This is a genomic window from Reinekea sp. (genome assembly GCF_046710285.1).
Classification (GTDB): Bacteria; Pseudomonadota; Gammaproteobacteria; order Pseudomonadales; family Natronospirillaceae; genus Reinekea.
Window position 1 is genome coordinate 22,826 of the sequence record NZ_JBKEGY010000013.1, and the last position, 20,725, is coordinate 43,550.

General features: G+C 42.7%; 22 protein-coding genes. 5 read left to right on the forward strand and 17 right to left on the reverse strand.

The annotated features are described in order from the left end of the window. Positions 1–137: 137 nt before the first annotated feature. Genes ccmI through ccmA form a run of 9 tightly spaced genes read right to left on the reverse strand, consistent with a single transcriptional unit; the run spans position 138 to position 7,001 of the window. Positions 138–1,349 carry a c-type cytochrome biogenesis protein CcmI gene (gene ccmI / locus ACI882_RS10450; protein WP_411743069.1) on the reverse strand — a complete coding sequence of 404 codons (1,212 nt, stop codon included), beginning with the start codon at positions 1,347–1,349 and terminating at the stop codon, positions 138–140. Beyond that, positions 1,350–1,817 carry a cytochrome c-type biogenesis protein CcmH gene (locus ACI882_RS10455; protein ID WP_411743070.1) on the reverse strand — a complete coding sequence of 156 codons (468 nt, stop codon included), beginning with the start codon at positions 1,815–1,817 and terminating at the stop codon, positions 1,350–1,352. After that, complete coding sequence (locus tag ACI882_RS10460) at positions 1,804–2,334, reverse strand: DsbE family thiol:disulfide interchange protein (RefSeq protein WP_411743071.1); 531 nt, start codon at positions 2,332–2,334, stop codon at positions 1,804–1,806. The genes ACI882_RS10455 and ACI882_RS10460 overlap by 14 nt, the downstream gene beginning before the upstream one ends. Continuing rightward, positions 2,327–4,285 carry a heme lyase CcmF/NrfE family subunit gene (locus ACI882_RS10465; protein WP_411743072.1) on the reverse strand — a complete coding sequence of 653 codons (1,959 nt, stop codon included), beginning with the start codon at positions 4,283–4,285 and terminating at the stop codon, positions 2,327–2,329. The genes ACI882_RS10460 and ACI882_RS10465 overlap by 8 nt, the downstream gene beginning before the upstream one ends. 11 nt (positions 4,286–4,296) lie before the next feature. Then, positions 4,297–4,743, reverse strand: coding sequence for a cytochrome c maturation protein CcmE (ccmE, locus tag ACI882_RS10470; RefSeq protein WP_411743073.1), 447 nt, complete (start codon positions 4,741–4,743; stop codon positions 4,297–4,299). Continuing rightward, on the reverse strand, positions 4,740–4,880 hold the full coding sequence (ccmD, locus tag ACI882_RS10475) for a heme exporter protein CcmD (RefSeq protein WP_411743089.1): 141 nt from the start codon (positions 4,878–4,880) through the stop codon (positions 4,740–4,742). The genes ccmE and ccmD overlap by 4 nt, the downstream gene beginning before the upstream one ends. Before the next feature lie 22 nt (positions 4,881–4,902). After that, the gene (gene ccmC, locus ACI882_RS10480; protein ID WP_411743074.1) at positions 4,903–5,670 is read right to left on the reverse strand and encodes a heme ABC transporter permease CcmC; all 768 of its coding nucleotides are present in this window, start codon (positions 5,668–5,670) and stop codon (positions 4,903–4,905) included. 30 nt (positions 5,671–5,700) lie between these two features. Further along, entirely contained in the window at positions 5,701–6,372 is a 672-nt protein-coding gene (ccmB, locus tag ACI882_RS10485) for a heme exporter protein CcmB (RefSeq protein ID WP_411743075.1), read from the reverse strand. Continuing rightward, positions 6,369–7,001 carry a cytochrome c biogenesis heme-transporting ATPase CcmA gene (gene ccmA, locus ACI882_RS10490; protein ID WP_411743076.1) on the reverse strand — a complete coding sequence of 211 codons (633 nt, stop codon included), beginning with the start codon at positions 6,999–7,001 and terminating at the stop codon, positions 6,369–6,371. Before ccmA ends, ccmB begins: the two co-directional genes overlap by 4 nt. 171 nt (positions 7,002–7,172) lie before the next feature. On the opposite strand from ccmA, the gene ACI882_RS10495 reads away from it, so the two are divergent. Together ACI882_RS10495 and ACI882_RS10500 are read left to right on the forward strand one after the other, a co-directional pair. Next, positions 7,173–9,131, forward strand: a complete 1,959-nt coding sequence (locus ACI882_RS10495) for a hypothetical protein (protein ID WP_411743077.1) — start codon at positions 7,173–7,175, stop codon at positions 9,129–9,131. Further along, complete coding sequence (locus ACI882_RS10500) at positions 9,128–9,484, forward strand: EscU/YscU/HrcU family type III secretion system export apparatus switch protein (protein WP_411743078.1); 357 nt, start codon at positions 9,128–9,130, stop codon at positions 9,482–9,484. Before ACI882_RS10495 ends, ACI882_RS10500 begins: the two co-directional genes overlap by 4 nt. Here ACI882_RS10500 and ACI882_RS10505 read toward each other — a convergent pair. From ACI882_RS10505 to ACI882_RS10525, 5 genes are read right to left on the reverse strand one after another with little or no spacing between them, the layout of a single operon-like run. Continuing rightward, on the reverse strand, positions 9,481–10,638 hold the full coding sequence (locus ACI882_RS10505; RefSeq protein ID WP_411743079.1) for a hypothetical protein: 1,158 nt from the start codon (positions 10,636–10,638) through the stop codon (positions 9,481–9,483). The two genes, ACI882_RS10500 and ACI882_RS10505, sit on opposite strands and share 4 nt — an antisense overlap. After that, positions 10,622–11,311, reverse strand: a complete 690-nt coding sequence (locus ACI882_RS10510; RefSeq protein ID WP_411743080.1) for an ABC transporter ATP-binding protein — start codon at positions 11,309–11,311, stop codon at positions 10,622–10,624. The genes ACI882_RS10505 and ACI882_RS10510 overlap by 17 nt, the downstream gene beginning before the upstream one ends. Positions 11,312–11,322: 11 nt before the next feature. Further along, positions 11,323–12,552 (reverse strand): ABC transporter permease, encoded by a 1,230-nt coding sequence (locus ACI882_RS10515; RefSeq protein ID WP_411743081.1) that lies wholly within the window; start codon positions 12,550–12,552, stop codon positions 11,323–11,325. Between the two features lies 1 nt (position 12,553). Continuing rightward, positions 12,554–13,789, reverse strand: a complete 1,236-nt coding sequence (locus ACI882_RS10520) for an ABC transporter permease (protein ID WP_411743082.1) — start codon at positions 13,787–13,789, stop codon at positions 12,554–12,556. Positions 13,790–13,801: 12 nt separating this feature from the next. Continuing rightward, positions 13,802–14,548, reverse strand: coding sequence for an outer membrane lipoprotein-sorting protein (locus tag ACI882_RS10525; protein WP_411743083.1), 747 nt, complete (start codon positions 14,546–14,548; stop codon positions 13,802–13,804). Between the two features lie 82 nt (positions 14,549–14,630). On the opposite strand from ACI882_RS10525, the gene ACI882_RS10530 reads away from it, so the two are divergent. After that, a complete protein-coding gene (locus tag ACI882_RS10530; protein WP_411743084.1) occupies positions 14,631–14,771 on the forward strand; it encodes a hypothetical protein in 141 nt (46 codons plus the stop codon). A gap of 139 nt (positions 14,772–14,910) precedes the next feature. Then, positions 14,911–15,834 (forward strand): LysR substrate-binding domain-containing protein, encoded by a 924-nt coding sequence (locus ACI882_RS10535; protein WP_411743085.1) that lies wholly within the window; start codon positions 14,911–14,913, stop codon positions 15,832–15,834. Positions 15,835–15,890: 56 nt separating this feature from the next. Here ACI882_RS10535 and focA read toward each other — a convergent pair whose 3' ends face one another. Beyond that, complete coding sequence (focA, locus tag ACI882_RS10540) at positions 15,891–17,405, reverse strand: formate transporter FocA (protein WP_411743086.1); 1,515 nt, start codon at positions 17,403–17,405, stop codon at positions 15,891–15,893. Between the two features lie 317 nt (positions 17,406–17,722). On the opposite strand from focA, the gene ACI882_RS10545 reads away from it, so the two are divergent. Beyond that, complete coding sequence (locus tag ACI882_RS10545; protein ID WP_411743087.1) at positions 17,723–18,946, forward strand: TsoY family (seleno)protein; 1,224 nt, start codon at positions 17,723–17,725, stop codon at positions 18,944–18,946. Between the two features lie 71 nt (positions 18,947–19,017). Here ACI882_RS10545 and ACI882_RS10550 read toward each other — a convergent pair whose 3' ends face one another. Further along, positions 19,018–20,295, reverse strand: coding sequence for an acyltransferase family protein (locus ACI882_RS10550; RefSeq protein WP_411746527.1), 1,278 nt, complete (start codon positions 20,293–20,295; stop codon positions 19,018–19,020). 16 nt (positions 20,296–20,311) lie between these two features. Continuing rightward, positions 20,312–20,704, reverse strand: a complete 393-nt coding sequence (locus tag ACI882_RS10555; protein WP_411746526.1) for a hypothetical protein — start codon at positions 20,702–20,704, stop codon at positions 20,312–20,314. Positions 20,705–20,725: the final 21 nt, after the last annotated feature.

The following is a 20,725-nucleotide window of genomic DNA, read 5'->3' on the forward strand; positions in this document are numbered from 1 at the left end:
AATCACATTTAACGAAAAAACACGACATAACCGCCCATTGAAAGGCTTGTTGCTGAAGTCTACTTAAAGTAAAGGATTGAACTGAGGTAAAAAAAAACCGGCATTTTCAAGTAATACCGGTTTTCTAAGCAGAGTAATTAAGGTTGAGAGACAACAATGCTGACATTCACTTCTTTGCTGTCAATATCGACCGTTGTTACATCACCAATCCAGTCGCCTGGGGCTGTATTTGCGGTTCCATTCATTGATACACGAGCCGTTATTTCTACTTCTTCGTAGTTACTTAACACGCCAGCGGGGCCCATTGCATCTGCATCACTTAAGACGGCAACCATGTTTTGGCCAGTAACTCGAATTCGCTTAGCTGCTATTGGCATACGTTGCCCTACCGGTCGAGCATAAACAAATAAACTCGCACCTTGAGGTAAGCCTTCCCACGCTGCAGGCAGTGCAACATTGACAAATACCCGTAGTGGCTGGGCTTGCTCGTAGTCGATACCTAGGTTTGCCAATTCTAGCTTAGCTTGATCGATATAGCTGTCGATAACTTGTGCATTCTCAGGGTTCAGGTTTTGTAGTTTTAACTGTGTCCAATGGTCAATCGCTTGCTGATAATCGCCATTTTCAAAGTTAATTCGACCGGCCATTCCCAGTGCCGTTGTATTCTGTGCAGAGTATTCGAGCGCTTCTTCGAAAGAGGCCAAGGCACTATCAGGGCGGTTCAATGCTAAATAAGCTTGACCCATATAGGCAAGAATTGCGGCTTCGTCTTCGGCATTGCGCTCAACCAAACGCAGTTGAGTTAAGACATTATTAAGCGATACCAAGGCTTGATCATAGCTAGCCATATCGAGCTGCATACGAGCGAGCCTAAACCAACCTTCAATATTTGATGGATCGTTTTCTAGCAATTTTTGGTAACTACCTAATGTTTCCCGAACCGATGCTTCGTCTAGCTCCGACTGTCCTGCTAATTGTCTAAATTGCGTTCGAACGTCTACAGCATCAGCGGCGCCAACATTTTGATACAACCAAAATGCAACAGCAAAGACCATCACAGCTAACGAAGGCACCCAAAGCCACGGGAGCTGCCCTGAGTCTGACGCAATTTTTTGCTGCTTACTGGTGTCAGCAAGCAATGCCTTTTCAACTTCTAGTGTTAAGCCTTCATATTCTTCTTTTTCAATTTCATCAGCTTCAAACTGCTCAGTGAGGCTTTGCAATCTTGCTTTATGAATCGAAATTGCAGCTTCAACGGAATCTACTTCGGTTTTATTACCACTTTTATGACGTACCGCGAAAAGCATGAATATCAATATCGGTATTAACCATATACTTAAGGTTAGCATTTATTGGTCCTCTAAAAGTTTTTTGAGTCGCTCGCTGTCTTCTGCCGATATAGTCTCTGTTGCTTCAGAGTTTGGCTTCGATACAATTTGCCAAACGACTAACAACCCAGCAAATAGCAGCCCAAAAGGAAGTATCCACAACCAAATAGTTAAAAATGACATCTGCGGCTTATAAATAACAAATTCGGTATAACGATCGACCATGTAATCAACAATTTCTTGATCACTGAAACCTTGATGAAGCATTTCATAGGTTTTTTGACGAATATCTTCAGAAATTGGCGCGTTTGAATCGGCGACATTCTGGTTTAAGCATTTAGGGCAACGAAACTCAAATGAGAGTTGTAAATAGCGCTCTCTTAGCTCTTCGTTATCAAATGTCAGCAGTTCATTAGCGGCATACACTGAGCTCGCCGCTAACATGAACAAAAAAGCGAAAGTAGATAGCTTAAAACTAAACCATTTCATCGTAGACTACCTTTAACTTATCACGCCAAAGTTGATCGTTAATTGGCCCTTGGAATCTCAATACAATCTCACCTTCAGAATTCACAAAGAATGTTTCTGGTGCGCCTGTAACCCCCAGGTCAAAACCAAGCACGCCATTAGGGTCATACAAGTCGACTACATACGGGTCGGCATAGTCGGCTAACCATGTCAGCGCTAACTGGCGATCGTCTTTATAGTTTATGCCAACAATCTTCACACCTGAAGCTGCCAAACTATTTAGAAACGGGTGCTCATACTTACATGAGCCGCACCAAGTTGCCCATACGTTGACTAACATCGGCTCACCAATGACATCAAGACGGTTTAAAAACACATCTTCATTGCTGACATCGGTGAGTTTAAAGCTCGGAAACTCCTTGCCCGTTAAAGCGGATGGCACATGCTTAGGATCAACACCGGCAAACAGCGCGTAAGCAAACAAAGAAAAAAGTAAACCGACTAAAACCAATGGCACAATTATTAATGCTCTAGGCATGTTGCTTCCCCTTTGAAATACTGCGATAACGTTTATCTGTAATGCTTAAGGTTGCACCAATGGCCATTAAAAATGCGCCGATCCACAACCAACGAACAAAGGGCTTCACTTGCAATCGAACAGACCAAGTTTGCCGCTCGTCATCTAATGGCTCTGCCAAAGAAGCGTATAAGTCTCGGGTAAGGTTTCCAGAGATGCCTGCTTCGGTCATAACGTTCGATGCAACCTGATAGAAACGCTTCTCTGGGTTCAACTCTGCAATAAAGTTATCACCCTGGAAGACATTTATAATTGCATGATCCGTTATGTAGTTTGGACCTTCAAGATGCTCTACTTCTTGCAACTCAAAGCGGTAGTTATTCATTTCTACCGTGTCACCTGCGGTCATTCTAAAGTCACGTTCGATGTCATAATTTGACACCAATACAACGCCGGTTGTTGTGACAATTAGACCAAGGTGGGCTATCCACATACCCCAGAAACCTGCGCCTGCTCGGCGCAACGCTTTAAGCGGCGTGTTGCTATTTTTGACTCGCTCTAATATTAATCGAATAAGACCTGCCGCCGTCCAAAATACCAATGTAAGACCCAGCCAAACCTGCCAGTGGAAATCACCTGTTAAGGCTATCGGGAGTAATAAAGCAAGGCCTATTGCGCCAGGTATCGCAATCATAAAAAACGATCGCCAATTTTTTAAGTTGGTTTTTTTCCAGCGTAACAGCTGACCAAGGCCTAATAGGCTTATTAAAATAACCATTAATATATTAAAAATTAAGTTAAAGAACGGTGCACCCACTGACATTTTCCGCAATGAAAATGCATCTGCAATAAGCGGGAGCAAGGTCCCAAATAAAACAGCAAAGGTGATAACAACTAAAATGATATTGTTCATTAACAAAAAGGCTTCGCGCGATGTGCTTTTGAATTGACCGACAGATTTAATTTTCGAAACATTCAAAGCATATAACACCAAACTGCCACCGATTGTCAGCATCAAAATGGCTAAAATAAAGATACCTCGCTCAGGGTCAGACGCAAAAGCATGTACGCTCGTTAGGACACCTGAGCGCACTAAAAACGTCCCTAACAAACTGAACGAGAATGCCATAATAGCCAATAATAACGACCAGCCTTTAAATAGCCCGCGCTTCTCTGTTACGGCTTGCGAGTGAATTAAGGCGGTACCTATTAACCAAGGCATAAAGGAAGCGTTCTCAACAGGGTCCCAGAACCACCAACCGCCCCAGCCTAATTCGTAATATGCCCACCAGCTTCCGAGCGCAATACCGACTGTCAAAAATGCCCATGCAACGTTTGTCCATGGTCTCGACCACTGCACCCAACCGGCATCGAAACGCCCAGTTAACAGCGCCGCAACAGCAAACGCAAACGCAACTGAAAAACCAACATAGCCCATATAAAGCGTTGGTGGATGAATGATCAAACCAATATCTTGTAGCAATGGGTTTAAATCTGTTCCATCAACCGGCGGTATCGGCAAAAGGCGGGCAAACGGGTTAGAGGTGAATATAAGGAACGCCAAGAAACAAAGTGCGATAATACCAAGGACTGCTAATACCGAACTTTTCAACTCCAAAGACAAAGACCGTGCAAATAAACTAACGGCAACCGCCCAACCGCCTAGCATTAAAATCCACAATGCCATTGAACCTTCATGGTTACCCCAAGTGGCCGAGAATTTGTAATACCAAGGTAACGCAGAGTTTGAGTTTTGGCTCACAATGGAAACCGAAAAATCATCGGTAATAAAAGCATGCACTAAAATGGCAAAAGCGGCAGTCAAAAAGAAAAACATCCCCCATGTTAGCGGCGATGCCATGCGCATCAAACCGACGCTACCAGTACGCAATCCGTACAATGGAAAAACCGCTAAAAGAAGTGCAAAGCACATGGCTAGGATTAAAGAAAACAATCCAAATTCAGGCAGCATGGGTAACTCCGTCAATAGTTTGAGGTTGAATTTTGATGCGCCTGCTCTAAAGCATCTGTTACTTCAGGCGGCATATAGGTTTCATCATGCTTTGCTAACACTTCTTGTGCGACCAAGACGTTATCTTCGTTCATTTCACCAATGACGACGACACCATCACCTTCACGAAATAAGTCAGGAAGAATACCGACGTATTGAATGCCAACTTCTTTAGCCGTGTCATTGATTTTGAACTTAACTAAAAGAGAGTCATCGCTACGCTCTACTGAGCCAACACTGACCATACCGCCGGCGCGAATGATGGACCCTGGCAACGCAGCCCCTGCATTTAGCTCTGTGGGTGTATAGAAATAGTTTACGTTTTTGCCCATAGCGAACAAAACTAACAGTACGGCCGCCGATACACCTGCAACCCCAAGTAAAATAAGGGTTAATCGTTGTTTACGTTTTGGATTCATGATTGCTCCCGACGCAGTCTGCGCTGATTATCTTTAACTAGTTTTTTCCGATATAAGATTGGGCTCAGAACATTAAATAGAAAAATGCCTGCGCCAATTGCATAGGCCAGCCAAACATAGAACCCGTGGCCGCCCATGTTTATAAATTCACCGAACGTATCAAATGCCACCTTTGCCTCCTAACCGTTTAAGCTCTTCTTTAACCCAGGTTGCTTTTCGCTCACGATGTAATATCTCTAAACGTGTTCGTATAAACACCAAGGCAATAAATGCTAAGTAGAAGCCCAAAATAGACCCTAGCAAGGGTAATAACATAGAAATATGCATAGGCGGTGCTTCTGTGAATTTTAACGTGGCAGGCTGGTGCAAGGTATTCCACCAGTTCACCGAAAACTTAATAATAGGGATATTAACTACACCCACTAGAGCTAAAATTGCCGCGGCTTTATCACCACTTTCTTCTCTCTCCATGGCGCTTTGTAATGCCCACAAACCTAAATACAGCAACAGTAAAATCAACATAGAAGTTAAGCGAGCATCCCACACCCACCAAGAACCCCAAGTAGGTACTCCCCAAATCGCACCGGATGCCAATGCTAAAATTGCCATACTCGTGCCGATTGGAATGCACTGCTTAGCCACATAAAAAGCTAATTTAATACGCCAAATAAGTCCAACAGCGCCGGCAAGCGCAATTGCGACATAGATTGCCTGCGACATAAAGGCAGCAGGCACATGAATAAAGATGATTCTATAGCTATTCCCTTGTAAGCGTTCGGTTGGCGCAAACCCTAAACCCCAAATGAGCGAAGCGCCTATCAACAGCACCGCAAGCGCCCCTAGTACTAAGCTCCACGGTTTAGACACCTGGTAAAACCACTTTGGTGAGCTCCAACGGTGAAACCATTTTACAAACCATCGCCACATATTACGCATACTCCAATGTACAATTATTTCTCAGTCACCGACTGCTATATCTAAGGCAGCAACTGTTAACCAAGGAACTATGGCAAATGCACCAGCACATATTGCCGATAAAAACGCTAACTGAGCGCTCCATTGCGAACCCACTGAATAAGCCTGTACGGCTGAGGTTCCAAAAATTATTACAGGTACAAACATTGGCATAATGAGTACCGTCAATAAAAGCCCACCTTTTCTTAAGCCGACGGTTAAAGCTGCACCCACACTGCCTATTAAACTTAACGTAAAAGTGCCGATACACAATGACACCACCAAAATAGGGATTGCCTTGGAGGGCAACGCCAACATGACCGATAACACCGGTGACAGCAGGGCTAGGGGCAAGCCCGTTACTAGCCAATGACTGATGATTTTACAAAGCACCAACAACTGCGGCGGTACGGATGACATTAGTAACTGCTCTAAAGTGCCATCATCAAAGTCGTGTCGAAACATTAAATCTAAGGAAAGCAGTGCTGCTAGTAGAGCTGCTACCCATAACACGCCAGGCGCCATACCGGATAAGACTTTTAAATCGGGTGTTACGCCAATTGGAAACAAAGCAACGACTATTAAAAAGAAAAATAATGGATTTGCTAAATCCGAGCGACGCCGAAACGCCAAGGTAAGCTCGCGGCGAAATGTTTGATTTAAAACCGCAATCATTGAGCGTCACCTAAATCTAAAATTTTGACGGCGGTATGGTTTAAACCATGATGACTGGTCATGATCACCGTTCCGCCTGCTTCTGCAAATTGCTCGATCCGTGCTTCAAGCTGGCTTACCGCGCTGACATCGAGTGCGGTAAACGGCTCATCTAGCACCCATAACTTAATATTTGGCATCGCAATATACAGTTTAGATAGTGCAACTCGACGTTGTTGACCGGCAGATAAGCTACTGGCCGGCACATCTTCATAGCCACGCAAGCCCACCGTTTCGAGCGCTTGCCATAATTCTTCTTGCTTTGGCAATGCATTATGCAAAGCCAAGCTAAACGTTAAATTTTCCAAAGGAGTCTGCAACATAGTGACAGCTGGGCGGTGTGCTAGGTACCAACATAAATCGGTGCTCAACTTGCCACTAGGTTGGCTTAATTCTGTTTGCCACACCAATTCACCTTCAACAACACCACTTAAGCCGACCAAACGGCGCAACAAGGTTGTTTTACCTGAACCGTTAGGGCCTTTAATGTGCAGAATGTCACCTTCATTGACCACAAACTCTAGGTTTTGGAACAAAATTCGATCATCACGCTCACAAAACAAGTGTTTGGCACTGAGCAACTGGCCCATAAAACATCCAATACAAATTAATCACCCATTATAACGGCTGGCGATGGGGTAAAGGCAAACATTCGCAGTGACTGTTTCATCAAGTTTCGGTAAAGTTTGCCGATAGTATAGAAAGTGACCACTACAGTAGTATAAATAATCACGGCACTTTAACGTTAAGGCTCAATTGTCATGGCTCCAGAGGGCATCAAATTGCCAAGTGACAGCACGATGGCAAGTCAAAAAATACGCCGCAGCTCCTCTGCTCCGCTTGACGCGCCTATGGCTGATTCGAAAAAAGCCAGTCAATCACCTCCGCCGAACCCGTTGGCAACAGTCGTGCTGCAGTCTAAAGCAATTCTCGAAGGCCGCCGCAGTGAGCTATTTCAGTTATTACTTCAAAACGACCCTAAAAGTGCTCCGCCCATTAAGATTTATGCTGATACCAATATCAGCCCAGGTACGCCCTTGCTACTTGAACTAGACGCAAAAGGTCAATATCAACCCGTTGACTCTCCGAGTCATACTCAAATTGGCAAGCTAATAGAATTGGGCCTTGATTTCTGGCAAGCTCATTTATTTCCTAAAGCAGCAAGTAATTCCAAACATACCTTGCCAGCGACAGATACATTGGTTGCCTTAGCCAAGCAGTTTCCACAATTAAAACCACTTATCCAATGGCTAGTTCAACGCCCAAGCCAACTCAACAGCCAAATAATTCGCCAATTGCTGCAAGAGAACAGTCCTCTTTCTTCGTTGCGAGAGTTTACAAATACTCAAAGCTCAAAACAATTTAGCTTATCGCAAAGCCCCACTGCCACAGAGCAGGGTAAAACGAATGCTCCTACGTTAGCAATTGACCCCTTAATTACCGACCGTACAAGAGTTAAAACCCTACTAAACTCACTTGTCAGTAGCCAAGTGGCTGGCCGAAGCCCTAGTGCTATTAATCTGAACCCACTTGTAATCAATCAACTCGGTCTGGCACAAGGAACCCAAATAGGAACCGTGTCAATTAATACGCTCACGCCTAAAACACCCATTCAGGCATTTTTAAAGTTTGCCTTTGCATTACCAATGAACACCTCCGAAGCTAAGCCAGCATCAGGTCAATTTGGTGAAGCCTTTGTGTCTAGTGCTATTCGAAGTAAGCAATGGGCTCCTATGGTCGGACTTCTACCTACTGTGAGCCCAAGAGTTTTGTCCAACTATATTGCCGAACAGAATCAGAATATTAAGGCCGCAGTTAACACTGGAATAATTAACCAAGGCACCACAGCAAACCAGATGTTTAGCAACCCTAGTGGGAATAATCAGTTTTCAGCCCTTGCATCTGCACCAATGTCGACAGGTGATGCCGCCACGACAACAATGAGCACGTTCAGACAAATGACCAATGAATTGCTGAGCCTAACTTTATCTAAAACCAACCAAGCCCAACAAACCGCATCAAGCACGGCTAGTAATTTGATTGAAATAAAACTTGGTCAATGGTTGGCTCTAATAGAGCAAGTCCAAGCTAAAGACTCTTCGGACCTTGCGTATCTATTAAAATCAAAAGCAATGAACATTCTGTCTGGGCAAGCAGACTCGAGCGATAAAATTCAAAGCGACCCAAGACTTCAATCTTCACTCAGTCAACCAGATAAAGAAAATGCATTAAATCAATTACGCAGCTGGGTTGAGGCAACGCAAGCCAAAGTCCTACATCAAGCAGTACAGGCAGCTTCTGCCCAATGGCAAACTCCCGACTTACCCGTGATTCAACAAATGCAATTACCGCTAATTTGGCTAGGTCTTACTTCTTGGGCCGATATTGAATGGTGGCAGGAAAAGAAAAAGAAAGAGTCTGATGACGAGGCTGAAGAAAAAAGCAAACGTCGTTGGCGAATGCGTATCTATTTAAATGTAGCGCCTTTATCTGAATTTTGTGCCGATATTGACTGGCACCCTAATGATACACATTTAGTATTCTGGTCAGAAGATTCTACAACGCTTGCACATCTAAATACCTTAGTTCCAACCTTAAAAGAGTGGACTCAAGGCCTAAGCAACGAGAGCATAATTCAAACACGACATGGCATGCCAAAACGAGCCAGCGAGCAGCAATTGAAACGTACAAACCATCATCTAGTGGACGTTAAAACATGACTGATTATGAAAATGAGCCTGATAACGAAGAAAACGACGGCCCCAAAGTCGCCACTTTAAAGTACAAAGGCCGACAAACACCGATTGTGTCCGCTTTTGGTGAGAATGAGCAAGCCGATGCCATTTTAAAAATAGCGAGAGAACACAATATCCCTGTATATCAAGATGCAGACCTAGTAAATGTCTTGGCGCAACTAAATGTTGGCAATGCGGTGCCGCCAGAACTTTTTGAATGGGTAGCGAGTGTATTGGCTTTTGCCTTTTTTGCCCGCAATGAAGTGCCCGAAGGATTTTCACCCACCGCCACTCGTACCGCATACGATAAAGTAAGACAAACCTATTCTGACGTTTAGAATACCCAATTAATTGAAGTATTTACTATTAATGGATAGGCACCATATTCTGTAAACTCAGAGTCAGAACTTTCTCCATAGGGTAAGGTTAAACCAAAACTGGCTGACATATTGTCAGTCACACTCGCCTCTACACTGAGCAAGCCAGCACCCGATTGATCGTTAAGATTAGTGACCCAATTTGCGCTGCCTCGAAGTAAAGCAGTCATGGGCTTGCTCGCTAAAACACTCACATACTGTTTAGCGATCGGTTGCACCGCTCCTAATTGATAAAATTTAGAGATAGCCACATTGCTATAGTTAGATTGAGGTTCACCTATACCATTGTAATGATATTCTGCCATCACATAGAGGTCGCTGAAGAAGGTGGTGTCTGCACCGATACTGCTTCTGATGAAAACATCATTTTGCTCTCTCAGCAATGCCGTTTCCTGCCAGAGCCCGACAACACCTACTGCGCCTAAAATACCAACAGAGGCCACTTGTAAGTCTTCATTAATTTGAATGGCGGTTAAATCAAAGTCTATTGATTGGGTATTGGTTTTAAAGCGAGCAAACGCTGCTTGATCATCTCCGACAACAATGCCTGCGCTTAATTCACTGGTCGCCCCTAAGTACCACGCTGCTCGAATGGCATCAACACCTTGCCGATATCCTGCTTGGCTAAAATCAACACTGGTTGGCTGAATTACATCTGCAGGAGAGTATACTTTAGCAAGACCAAAACTAAGCGCCTGTCGACCCACGGTCACACTGCTACTTTCACCCCAATAGGTAAACATAAACTGCTCAAGCTGATGTGAAATTTCTGTTTGATTATTACTACTACGCCACAAGTTAGCATCGATATTACCGAGTAAATAATCTGCACCCATTTCTGGACTCGCTAATATAGAACCAGCACTTGCAGCCGGGTAAACAGAAACAACATTTAAACCATAGCGCATTGAAACTTCAATATCGTTACTAGGGTATAGCCACAAATTAAGCTTTGGCGACAAGCTAACTTGCTGCTGCCATTGCTCTGTGTTGTCTGGTTTTATCGCCGCGGCTGAAAAACTCACATCTATGTTTTGGTCATACTCAATGGCATTAGCTAACGTCGACAAATAACCCAAGAGGAGAATGGAACTTAACTTAGTTACGGCGTTCATCTTCAATTACCTTTCCATCTTCGATATGAATGAGTCGATTTGCTCGCTCCATAATCTTTGGATCGTGAGTTGAGAACACAAATGTCATGCCTTCGTTTTTATTTAGCTCATGCATCATATCTAACAGATCCGTTCCCGTTTTAGAATCTAAGTTTGCCGTCGGCTCATCGGCTAAAATAATATCGGGTCTACTGGCCATCGCACGTGCCACTGCGACACGTTGCTGTTGACCACCGGATAGCTGATTCGGCAATCGAGTTTCTTTACCTTCTAAGCCCACACGTTGCAACATTTGATACACTCGTGCCTTACGCTCGCCAGCAGAAATACCTTGCAGCAGCATTATGTATTCGCAGTTTTCAGCGGCGGTCAATACGGGAATTAAATTGTAAGCTTGGAAAATAAAGCCGATATGGTCGCGACGAAAATCAGATAGCTCTTGCCCTGACATATCGGAAATGTTTTTATCTGCTAAAAGAACTTTGCCCTCATCTGGGATATCAAGCCCACCAATTAACTGTAAAAGTGTAGACTTGCCTGAACCCGATGGTCCAACAATCGCGGTAAACTCACCAGGTTCAATAACAATATTCACTTGATCTAAGGCTTTTACCAGCGTATCGCCTTCACCATAAAACCGACCTAAATTTCGTGTTTCAATTACTGCCTTCATGTACCCGTCTCCTATAAACTTTTGTGCAGCGCTTTGGCTGGTATAATTTGAGCGGCATGGGCTGCAGGATAGAGGCTAGCAACCATAACCATCATAAACACATAAAAAGGCAATGCAGTGAACTGTGATATATGTAGATCGGTTCGAATCACTTCCGCCAGCGCCACCCCAGAAACATCTATCGAGCTATAATCTATCCCATTAATACCAACAAGGTAATTTGCGAGCGCACCAAAACCAGCACCTAAAACAATGGCTATGAGGCTCAGTAACAACCCTTCGATCATAATCAAAGCAAAAACACTGCTACGCCGAGTACCTATCGCAATAATGACACCAAACTCATAGGTTCGTTCGTAGATCGACATAAACATCGCATTCACTACGCCCAGTATGGCCACCATAAATAAAATACTGCCGACAATGATCATACTGTAATCCATCATGCCAACGATGGCGGCTAAGTCAGGCATGAGTCTTTTCCAACCTTCCGCAATGGAATCAGTACTCGATAAGTTTTTCCATAACGGCAACTCATTGTTACTTGATAATGATTCGTCATAAAAGTTAAAGGCAATTTCATGCGCCCCACTACCAATTCCCATCATCTTTTGGGCTTTCGGAAGCTGAATAAAAACTAACCCTTCATCGAAAAATTTTGAGTTCATGCTGAAAATGCCACTGACACGAAACAACCGTTGGTCTAACTCATTGAGTTCATAATTATTCACTGATACAACTAAGCGATCACCCAGGTTCACTTCAAGCAAATCTGCTAAGGTTTGACCTATTAGAATTTGCGTATCGACTCCAGCGGTACTGAGATAGTCACCGCTGACTATACTGAGTTTAAGCTTAGAAACGGTCGCTTCTAAATCTGCATTAACACCAACCACCTGAACTGGTAAATTATTGGCGGTACTGGAAACCATGCCAAAATCGGTGGCTCGTATAGTATAGCTCTCGACTAGAGGTTCATTTTTTATACGTTCAATAGTTTGCGCAATATTGCCGATAAACTTCTCACCATCGCGCTCAGCCAAATACTCCGTATGATGTATTTGACCATCGCCAGGATATAAGCGAGTCGCTGATCGAATTAGAACGTCAGACATTCCGCGCATAAAACCGTCGGCAAAAATCATGACCGCTAGGGTCATACTAATTAGTAATAGTGTCAGCAAAGTACGGCGTTTATTACGAAAAATATTACGTATGGCTAAGGTCCATGTTAAGCCCATATTATAAACTCCTCATTGCTTCAACAGGAACAATCTTCGCTGCTCTACGTGCAGGAAAAAGTGATATAAACGCAGCAGAACCAATAATAATCAGCGCTGGATCAGTGAACACCGATATATTCCATAATCCTTGCATATGCGACATAGTAATACCTGAGAACTCAACAGGATCGGGTAAAGTAATACCCACCTTGGCCAAATAGTAGTTAATTGGCAATGACACTATAAAACCTGCGACACAACTGAAAACGGCAAGCATGAGTGTTTCGAGTACGATTAAAGAGAAGATACGTTTTGGTGAGGTTCCAATGGCTTTTAAAACGCCAAATTCACCTGTTCGTTCTAACACTGACATCAAGACGGTATTCAGCACACCAATACAAATTAAAATAACGATGATGTAGTAAGAAATGTAGCCACCTTCGATATCGGCTGTCATAGCCTCATAAAACTCTTTTGAAACTACTTTCCAACTCGCGGCTTCAAGGTTTGTGTCGGGTTGATTAGAAAGCCATGTATTTAATGTTTGAGCTAATTGATCACTGTCTGCAAAATCATAGGTCAATACCGCCCAGTAATGTGCTTTATCTTGCATCACATAAAAATCTTGAGCCGCGGCTAAGGGTAAGTAAACATTCCGTGCATCGGCACCATCTGTTGCGCCCACTAAACCAACTATTTGATAGAGATCATTGGCTAAAGAGCCATCGGAGCCTTGTGAAATTAATATTAATTCATCACCTACCGAAACTGAGAGCTGTCGAGCCACTGCCCCTCCCACCATTACTTCATAGTAACCTTCGTTATTTGGGTTGGCTGAAAAGTATCGACCTTGATTGATTTTCTCGGTTAGAAACGAAGTACTCGCTTCCTTTTCCACGTCAACACCCAGCACCTGTACAGGAAAGCTTTTTGCCTCACCATAAGCTAAGGCACCACTTACAATTCTAGGTACCGCGTGAGTAACAGAATCTAGAGCCATCAACTGCTGATAAAACTGATCGGTCGCTGGTACCGATTTATACAAGGTTGGTCTATCGAGATAGGTTTGATCAACTATTTGGGCATGCCCGGTTGAGTCTTTTGTAAAAAACTTAATGACTTGGTCGTAAGATCCGTTTTGCACAGAAATAGAGAGAACAAGCAATGTATAGCCACCGAACATACTCAACATAGTTAGAATTGTTCGGCGCTTATTTCTTAGAATATTTCTAAATGCCAACTTAAGCATCAACATAGCAATAACCTCTTAGCGACGCTTCTGCAGGTTTTGTAACGTAAAAAAACCTTCATCAATATCAACATTAAACTGCATATCATCATAGATAACACGAGTAAGGTTCCCTTCTTTATTCAGCGGCGTTAACGTCATCACCGTGGGTAATGTTACCTCGCCAAAGGTTTTGATCTCGCTAAAAGTCATTTCACGAACAACAGCACCATCTTCATCAATATAAAGCTGCTTAATTGGTAATAGCGTTTCCACATTGATATGGATCTGCATTGCTCCCCATACCGTAATGGTGTTTTCTTTGGCAACTAAATCAAGTAAATAAACACCGTTTTTTTCTTCAAGAGCAACATCAAACTCTTCTACCCACGATCCTTCACGCATTAAATCATCGTTGGTAAAATCTGAACCCATCCAACTACCCATCATCATAGAAGGCGGTACTTTGATGGTTTTACGAATTTTGGGCAAATAGTTCCACATTTCATTGCCTCGCTTTAGAGTAGCGACACCCTGCTCTTTTTTGGGTGCTAAGACTCGCATCAGTGAATAATCTAAACCGATAGACCAAGACTCTAGCGTCATCGAACGCTGATAATCAGGCGTTTGGATCTCCATAGTCATCTTGGCGTAGGCGTTATCTTGTTGATATAAATTATCAACCCGCTCTAATAATTCAATCGCCTTTGATTCACTCTCAGCTAGCACCAGTGCTGCACTGAATAAGGTTAATATGGCCAACACGCTCAATTGTTTGAAATTCACAGGCAACGCTCCAATTTATACTAATTGCATAACCTTAACAGGCAATTCGAACGTCGAATACCATCAGCTATCAGATCATGACATGTGTCATGTTCGCCCTGAAATACCAAGCCTAGTGCTCAAGCAAGCGTTAGTTTCGACCTTGGTTGAAGATGCCAGTGTGCAGGCGTCTTTACAGCCGATTGCTATGGAGTATTACCAGCTAGGGCGGGGGCTAGCATAAAAAATATTGAAGGAATTTAATTTAATCCACTAATGAGAAGTAGCTAAAAGATGTTGATATTGTCTACTTCAAAATCATCAAAAAAAATGATACTAATAGCCAATCTATATTAAGCATTTGATATAAAATATGAGGGCCCATGAAATATTCATTAAAACAACTGGCTGTTTTTGATGCGGTTGCCAGCTTAGAAAGCGTCAGCGCTGCGTCTCGCAAGTTGTCGCTAACTCAATCAGCTGTCAGCATGTCATTATCACAATTGGAAACCCTACTCGATAGACCTCTGTTCATACGGCATGGAAACAGGCTTATTCTCAGTCATTGGGGTGAATGGTTACGCCCAAAGGCCAGAAAACTACTTCAGGACGCTCAACAGATCGAACTGGGTTTACATGATGAGCATCTCATTAGTGGCCAATTTGAGATGTGTTCCAGCCAAACCGCAGCAAAGCATCTATTACCAGAGCTTATCAGTAAAATTGATATGGACTTTCCGGAGCTAAGAATCGGTTTTACGGTAAAAAACACCAAGAACGTGCTTGAAGGGGTCCTTAACTATGAATATCAATTAGGAATAATTGAAGGCCGTTGTGATGACAACCGTATCCAGCAAAAGAGCTGGATTGATGACCACTTAGTTGTCATATCTTCACCACGCCATCCATTTGCGCGTCATGAAACCGTCAGCCTGGCTCAATTGGAACAAGCCAAATGGGTACTGCGAGAAGAAGGTGCGGGTACGCGCCGTATTTTTGATGCGGCAATTCACGGATTAATTGAGCACATTAATGTTTGGAAAGAATATGAATCTGTTTCAGTATTGAAATCACTCGTTGAAAGAGGCGTCTATTTAAGCTGCCTTCCCTATTTAGATGTAAAAAGAGATGTTGAGGAAGGTAAGCTGATTATCTTGAACACACCTCAACTAAATATGTCACGCTCGCTATCCTTTATTTGGCGAACTGATGCTCTCGATAATCCGTTGCGAGATTGTGTGTTATCTGAAGCCCGTCGATTAACAACTAGGCTTAGTAAAGAGCAAAAAATACCAATTCAACGTTAATAACACCCCAGCAAACGCCTTTAAAGGCTTTGTTCGCTGGGGCCTATTACGTCATTTTAGGCTTCTGCTGTCTCCTTTGTAGGCTGCATTGTGGGTATTTCTTTGCGCTCAGATACAATAGAGGCCAGCATCGAGATGATATCTCGACGTTGCACTATCCCGATTAGCTGGCCGCTCTCAATAACAGGGTAAACTCTTGGTTTGTCCGCAGCCGCATTTTTTAAGCGGCTTTCAAAACTTAAGTTCACCATATCCATTAAAATACCAGACCCACTGACTGGGTATAACTTTTCTTGATCAACGGACATGTACTCAATCAGTGAAATAGCAGAATCATTTGGATTGGTGGTAATCACCTCAACCGACATTGCATCCTGTACTTTGAGTCTTGACTCAAGTTCAAAGTCAACTACACAAAGGTGACGCAATAGATCTTGTTCGCTAACAACACCTAGTAAACAGTTTTTGACATCAACAACCATGGCCAAAGCAGAATGTTCTGCAGCAAGGTGCGTCAGTGCTTCGGCTATAGATGCAGAAGAATGGAGCGCCGTGTAAGTAGTCGCCATAATATCTCGAACCGTTTTGTTTATTAATGCATCTTTCATTTTAGAATCCTTTTTCAATATAACTGGGGCGTGTCGTTCAATTTGAGCGTGGGTGGTATTCATAGAGGGCGCCGATGAGATAATGACGGGCTTGGGTCTATCGATGGCCCAGTAGCCGAACCCTACGATGACCGCTCCACCCACAATATTGCCAAGTGTGACTGGTACTAAGTTGCTTACTAGGAAGCGACTGAAAGTTAAATCAGAATACTGAGTTGCACTGATACCTAGGGAAGCAAAGAATTCTGCAGGTGCGATGTTCTGAATAACAATGCCTAGCGGCACCATAAAAAGATTGGCAACACAGTGCTCAAAGCCACTGCTAACAAACATCGCAATAGGCAGTATCAGCAGTAAGGCTTTAGATAAGGTATCTTTTGCACTAAAGGTCATCCAAACGCCAAGACACACTAATAAATTACATAAAACGCCTAACGAGAATGCTTGCCACCAAGTGTGTTGGAGCTTGTGTTGTGCAACGGTTAGCGCATTAAGACCCCAGATATTATGGTCCAGTTGGTACATTTTACCGCCTATGACTAACCACACCATAAAGGCAGCGCCAATCAAATTACCTAAGTAAACGCGCGCCCAACTTACAATCAGCTGATAGGTGCTAATACGACCAGAATAACGACTAATTGAACTCAACATAGTGCTAGTAAAAAGTTCACCTCCCGCGACTACGACTAAAATGAGCCCTAAACTAAACGCAACTCCGCCTTGTAACTTAATAGTCCCCCAGTGGTCGCCTACCCCCGTCGTTACGGTTATGTAAAAAATAAATGCTATTGCAATAAAAACTCCAGCAAACACAGCATGACCAAAAGACTTATACGCTCCCTGCACCGCCTTACGAGTCCCGTAATCATTAACTGCCTCTAATAATGGGTTAGAAGACTTAACAGCCAAGGCTGTAATGTCGGGTATCGCCGCTATTTTTAATTTCTGTTGTTGATTCATGATCTATCCCTGTTTATAAAAAAACAGAGCGTTTTCGCAAACTGGAAAAAAACTAAGAATGTCATATTCCTACCCTCGTCGATTGAATGAATTGTTCGAACAAGGGTTAAGTTATCGTCTAACAGGCAATAATAAAATTTGATAATTTTTAATATATTCATCAAAAATATTGATAGCCGAGATAATTGGGGAAAGGGGCAGGCGATGTAATTGAAAAAATTGACACAAATCAACAATATTAGAAAATACTAATCTATATATTTCAGTACATAATCTTTTTCTTTATATTAGACAAATCTAATTAATGAGGATAAAAAATGTTTTCCCGACTCAAAAAGGCCGATGGCCATAATTTCTCGCCTTTATTTTTTCTTTCGGCCCTAGGTAGCGGCGGACTATCTGTTAGCTTCTTTATGTATCTCATGTTTTGGGTTCCTGATAAAAACAGCCCCATTCCAACCTTTAGCTATTTAACTGAAGTTCTCAGTAAAAATTTTACCTGGCTAAGCGCTGTCGTCATTCTTGCTTTAATCTTCATATTTGTGTTCGCTATCAACTTTTTACGCATGCTTACGTGGAATTGGGTTAGCTATCGTAAATTCAAAAAAACCGATGATTACCATGCGTTGGTTAATTCAAACGCTGAAACTCAGCTAATGGCCATTCCGTTAACATTGAGCATGGGCGTAAACGTCTTGTTTATCTTAGGCGCCGTTTTTGTTCCTGGTTTATGGTCTATTAAAGAATGGCTTTTCCCGCTTGCCCTGATCGCCTTTGGCGTCATAGGTTTCTTCGCTTTTCGCATTTATTTAGACTTTTTTGCGCGCGTTATGTCGAGAGGGGATTTCGACAGCACTAAGAACAACAATTTATCTCAAGTGTTACCCGCATTTGCCTTTGCAATGGTAGGCGTGGGCTTTGCCGCTTCCGCTGCCATGAGTGATGTTACAGTCACGGTTGTGCTTGGTATGATCGGCGCAATCTTCTTTTCGGTTACTGCCTTAATTCTTGCGGCCATAAAATTAGTGATTGGCTTCCGAGAGATGTTTGAACACGGTGCAGCAACTGAAAGCTTACCGACTTTATTAATTATGATTCCGATCTTAACCATTGTCGGTATTTCTATTTTACGCATCAATCACGGAACACAAGTTTTAAATGAGGTGCAATCATGGAATAACTTTATGTGGTTAACGGCGTTCATCGCAACACAAGCTTTATTCGCTATCATGGGATTATCGTTGAAAAGACGCACCAAGTATTTCAGTACTTATGTCTACGGTACAACAAAGTCACCCTCAAGCTTTGCACTTATTTGCCCAGGTGTCGCAGGGTTTGTATTGCTTAGCTTCTGGATTAACAAAGGCTTATTACCGGTAATGCCTGCAGATGTCCTTAGTAAATTCGATCTTGCTTATTTCATACTGTATATACCGCTCATCTATTTACAGTATAAAACCGTTCGCCTTTACAGCCATCTCAATAGAAAGCTGTTAAGTGAAGTCCAGAGTGAAGCCAGTATGTCTCACGCTACGGTATAAAGTAGTTAACAGCTAATAGAAAGCCTCTTACGATTCCTTGCGAACCATTAGAGGCTTTATCCGCATTGGCCCTAACTTCGACATAGCTTTCTTCCTAGATTGATAAACTTCTTCTCCAAAAGGTAATGCAATGGCAATGATATCCAGACCACAATTACCATTGCAATAACCGCCGCCATTCCTGTTTGCAACGGTGTAATAGCCACAATAGTCTTAATTTTTGTCGTCTGTAAAACCAAGAGCCATGCAATGACTAACGCCGGGAAGTGAAATAAATAGATAGGAAAGGCTAACTTTGAAAAGGGTCGAAAAAAACGACTCGATAGAAAGCGATTCGTTAAACTCAATTTGCCATTACTCAGCAAAATCAGAGCTAATAACGCTAGGCTAAAAATAAATCGATGAAAGCTCACAAAGACAAAGTTTAACTCTTGCAACAGCGGCCAACGCTCCCATGTCAATTGATCATAGACTGGGAAGTAAAAGCTAATAAGAATTAATATTCCACAGATTCCTGCCAGCATACTGGCTAGATTTTTATTCTTCACCAAATAGTTACAAACATGCCTGTAACGTGGATGCAATACAATGCTCGCCCATAGCAAACCAACTACAAAACTCGCAACTCGACTGGGTGTTGAGTAATACATCACATCCATATATTGATAATCGATTTCAGGGTTGAGTAAAATTGCGTAGAAAGGAATTTGATAAACCTCAGGGTTTTGCAGCGCCATATAGGCTCTAAGCGCAATAGCGAAAACTAACAGAGCAGAGAAAAACAGCACAGGGCTGTTAGTTTTATTGGCCAATATAATTACGAACGGCAACAATAGATAGCATTGCATCTCAACGGATAACGACCAACCGACCGGAATTATTGTGTTGTGCATGAAGTTATCGACAAAAATCAGGTTAAACCAAAAATCTCGCTCAAATAGATGCCAGCTCCCCAAACTAAAAATCAGCAAAGCGAGTAGGAACAGCGGGTAAATACGGAACACCCGATTAATATAGAAGGTACGAATACGTATATGCTGTTCGCTTGCCTGCCTTAACAGACTTTTGCCCAGCAAGTAAGCACTGATCATAAAGAAAATATCGACAGCTTTATCGAAACCAAACAAAAATCGACTCGGCAGCACAAAGCCTTCGATATATGTTTGAAAAAGCTCAGGTCGTGATTTAAAGATAAAATACACGGTAAATAGCGAATGAAAAACCACGACCATTATAACAGACAGGCCTCTTAGCCCATCTATCACCGGCTCTTCATGTTTCTCTGTTTTTAACAGAGCCGTTAAACTATGTATTGGAAATGTTTTTTTTATTTTTGTTTTTATTGTCATGCTACCTTATTGGCTCTTATGGCTTTCCGCGGAACCCTGTCTTAGGTTTGCTGTTGTGACGCTTCATTTTGCCAGCAAATTGGCGCATTTCTTTATATTCGTTATCTGAATTATAAAACAGGAAATCGGCCTCAAGTTCGACTGTTCTGCCTTTGATTTCTGTCGAGTTCGCACCCTCTTCATCAATCGCCACACAACGAACTATACGTACCATGGTGTCAATTAGGGTTTGCGCTAATGCAACCAATTTTTTGTGGCTGCCAGTGTTTGCCGTAATAGTTTTAGCCTCGGTATAGAGGGCCAAAATGCGCTTTTTATCAATTTTTGACTCCCACGTGCAATTCACTAAGCCTCGATCTAGTAATTTTAATGCCTGTGCTTGAAATTCAGAATCGCTCTTTGTGGACATTTGTGCTCTCATTAATGGGGT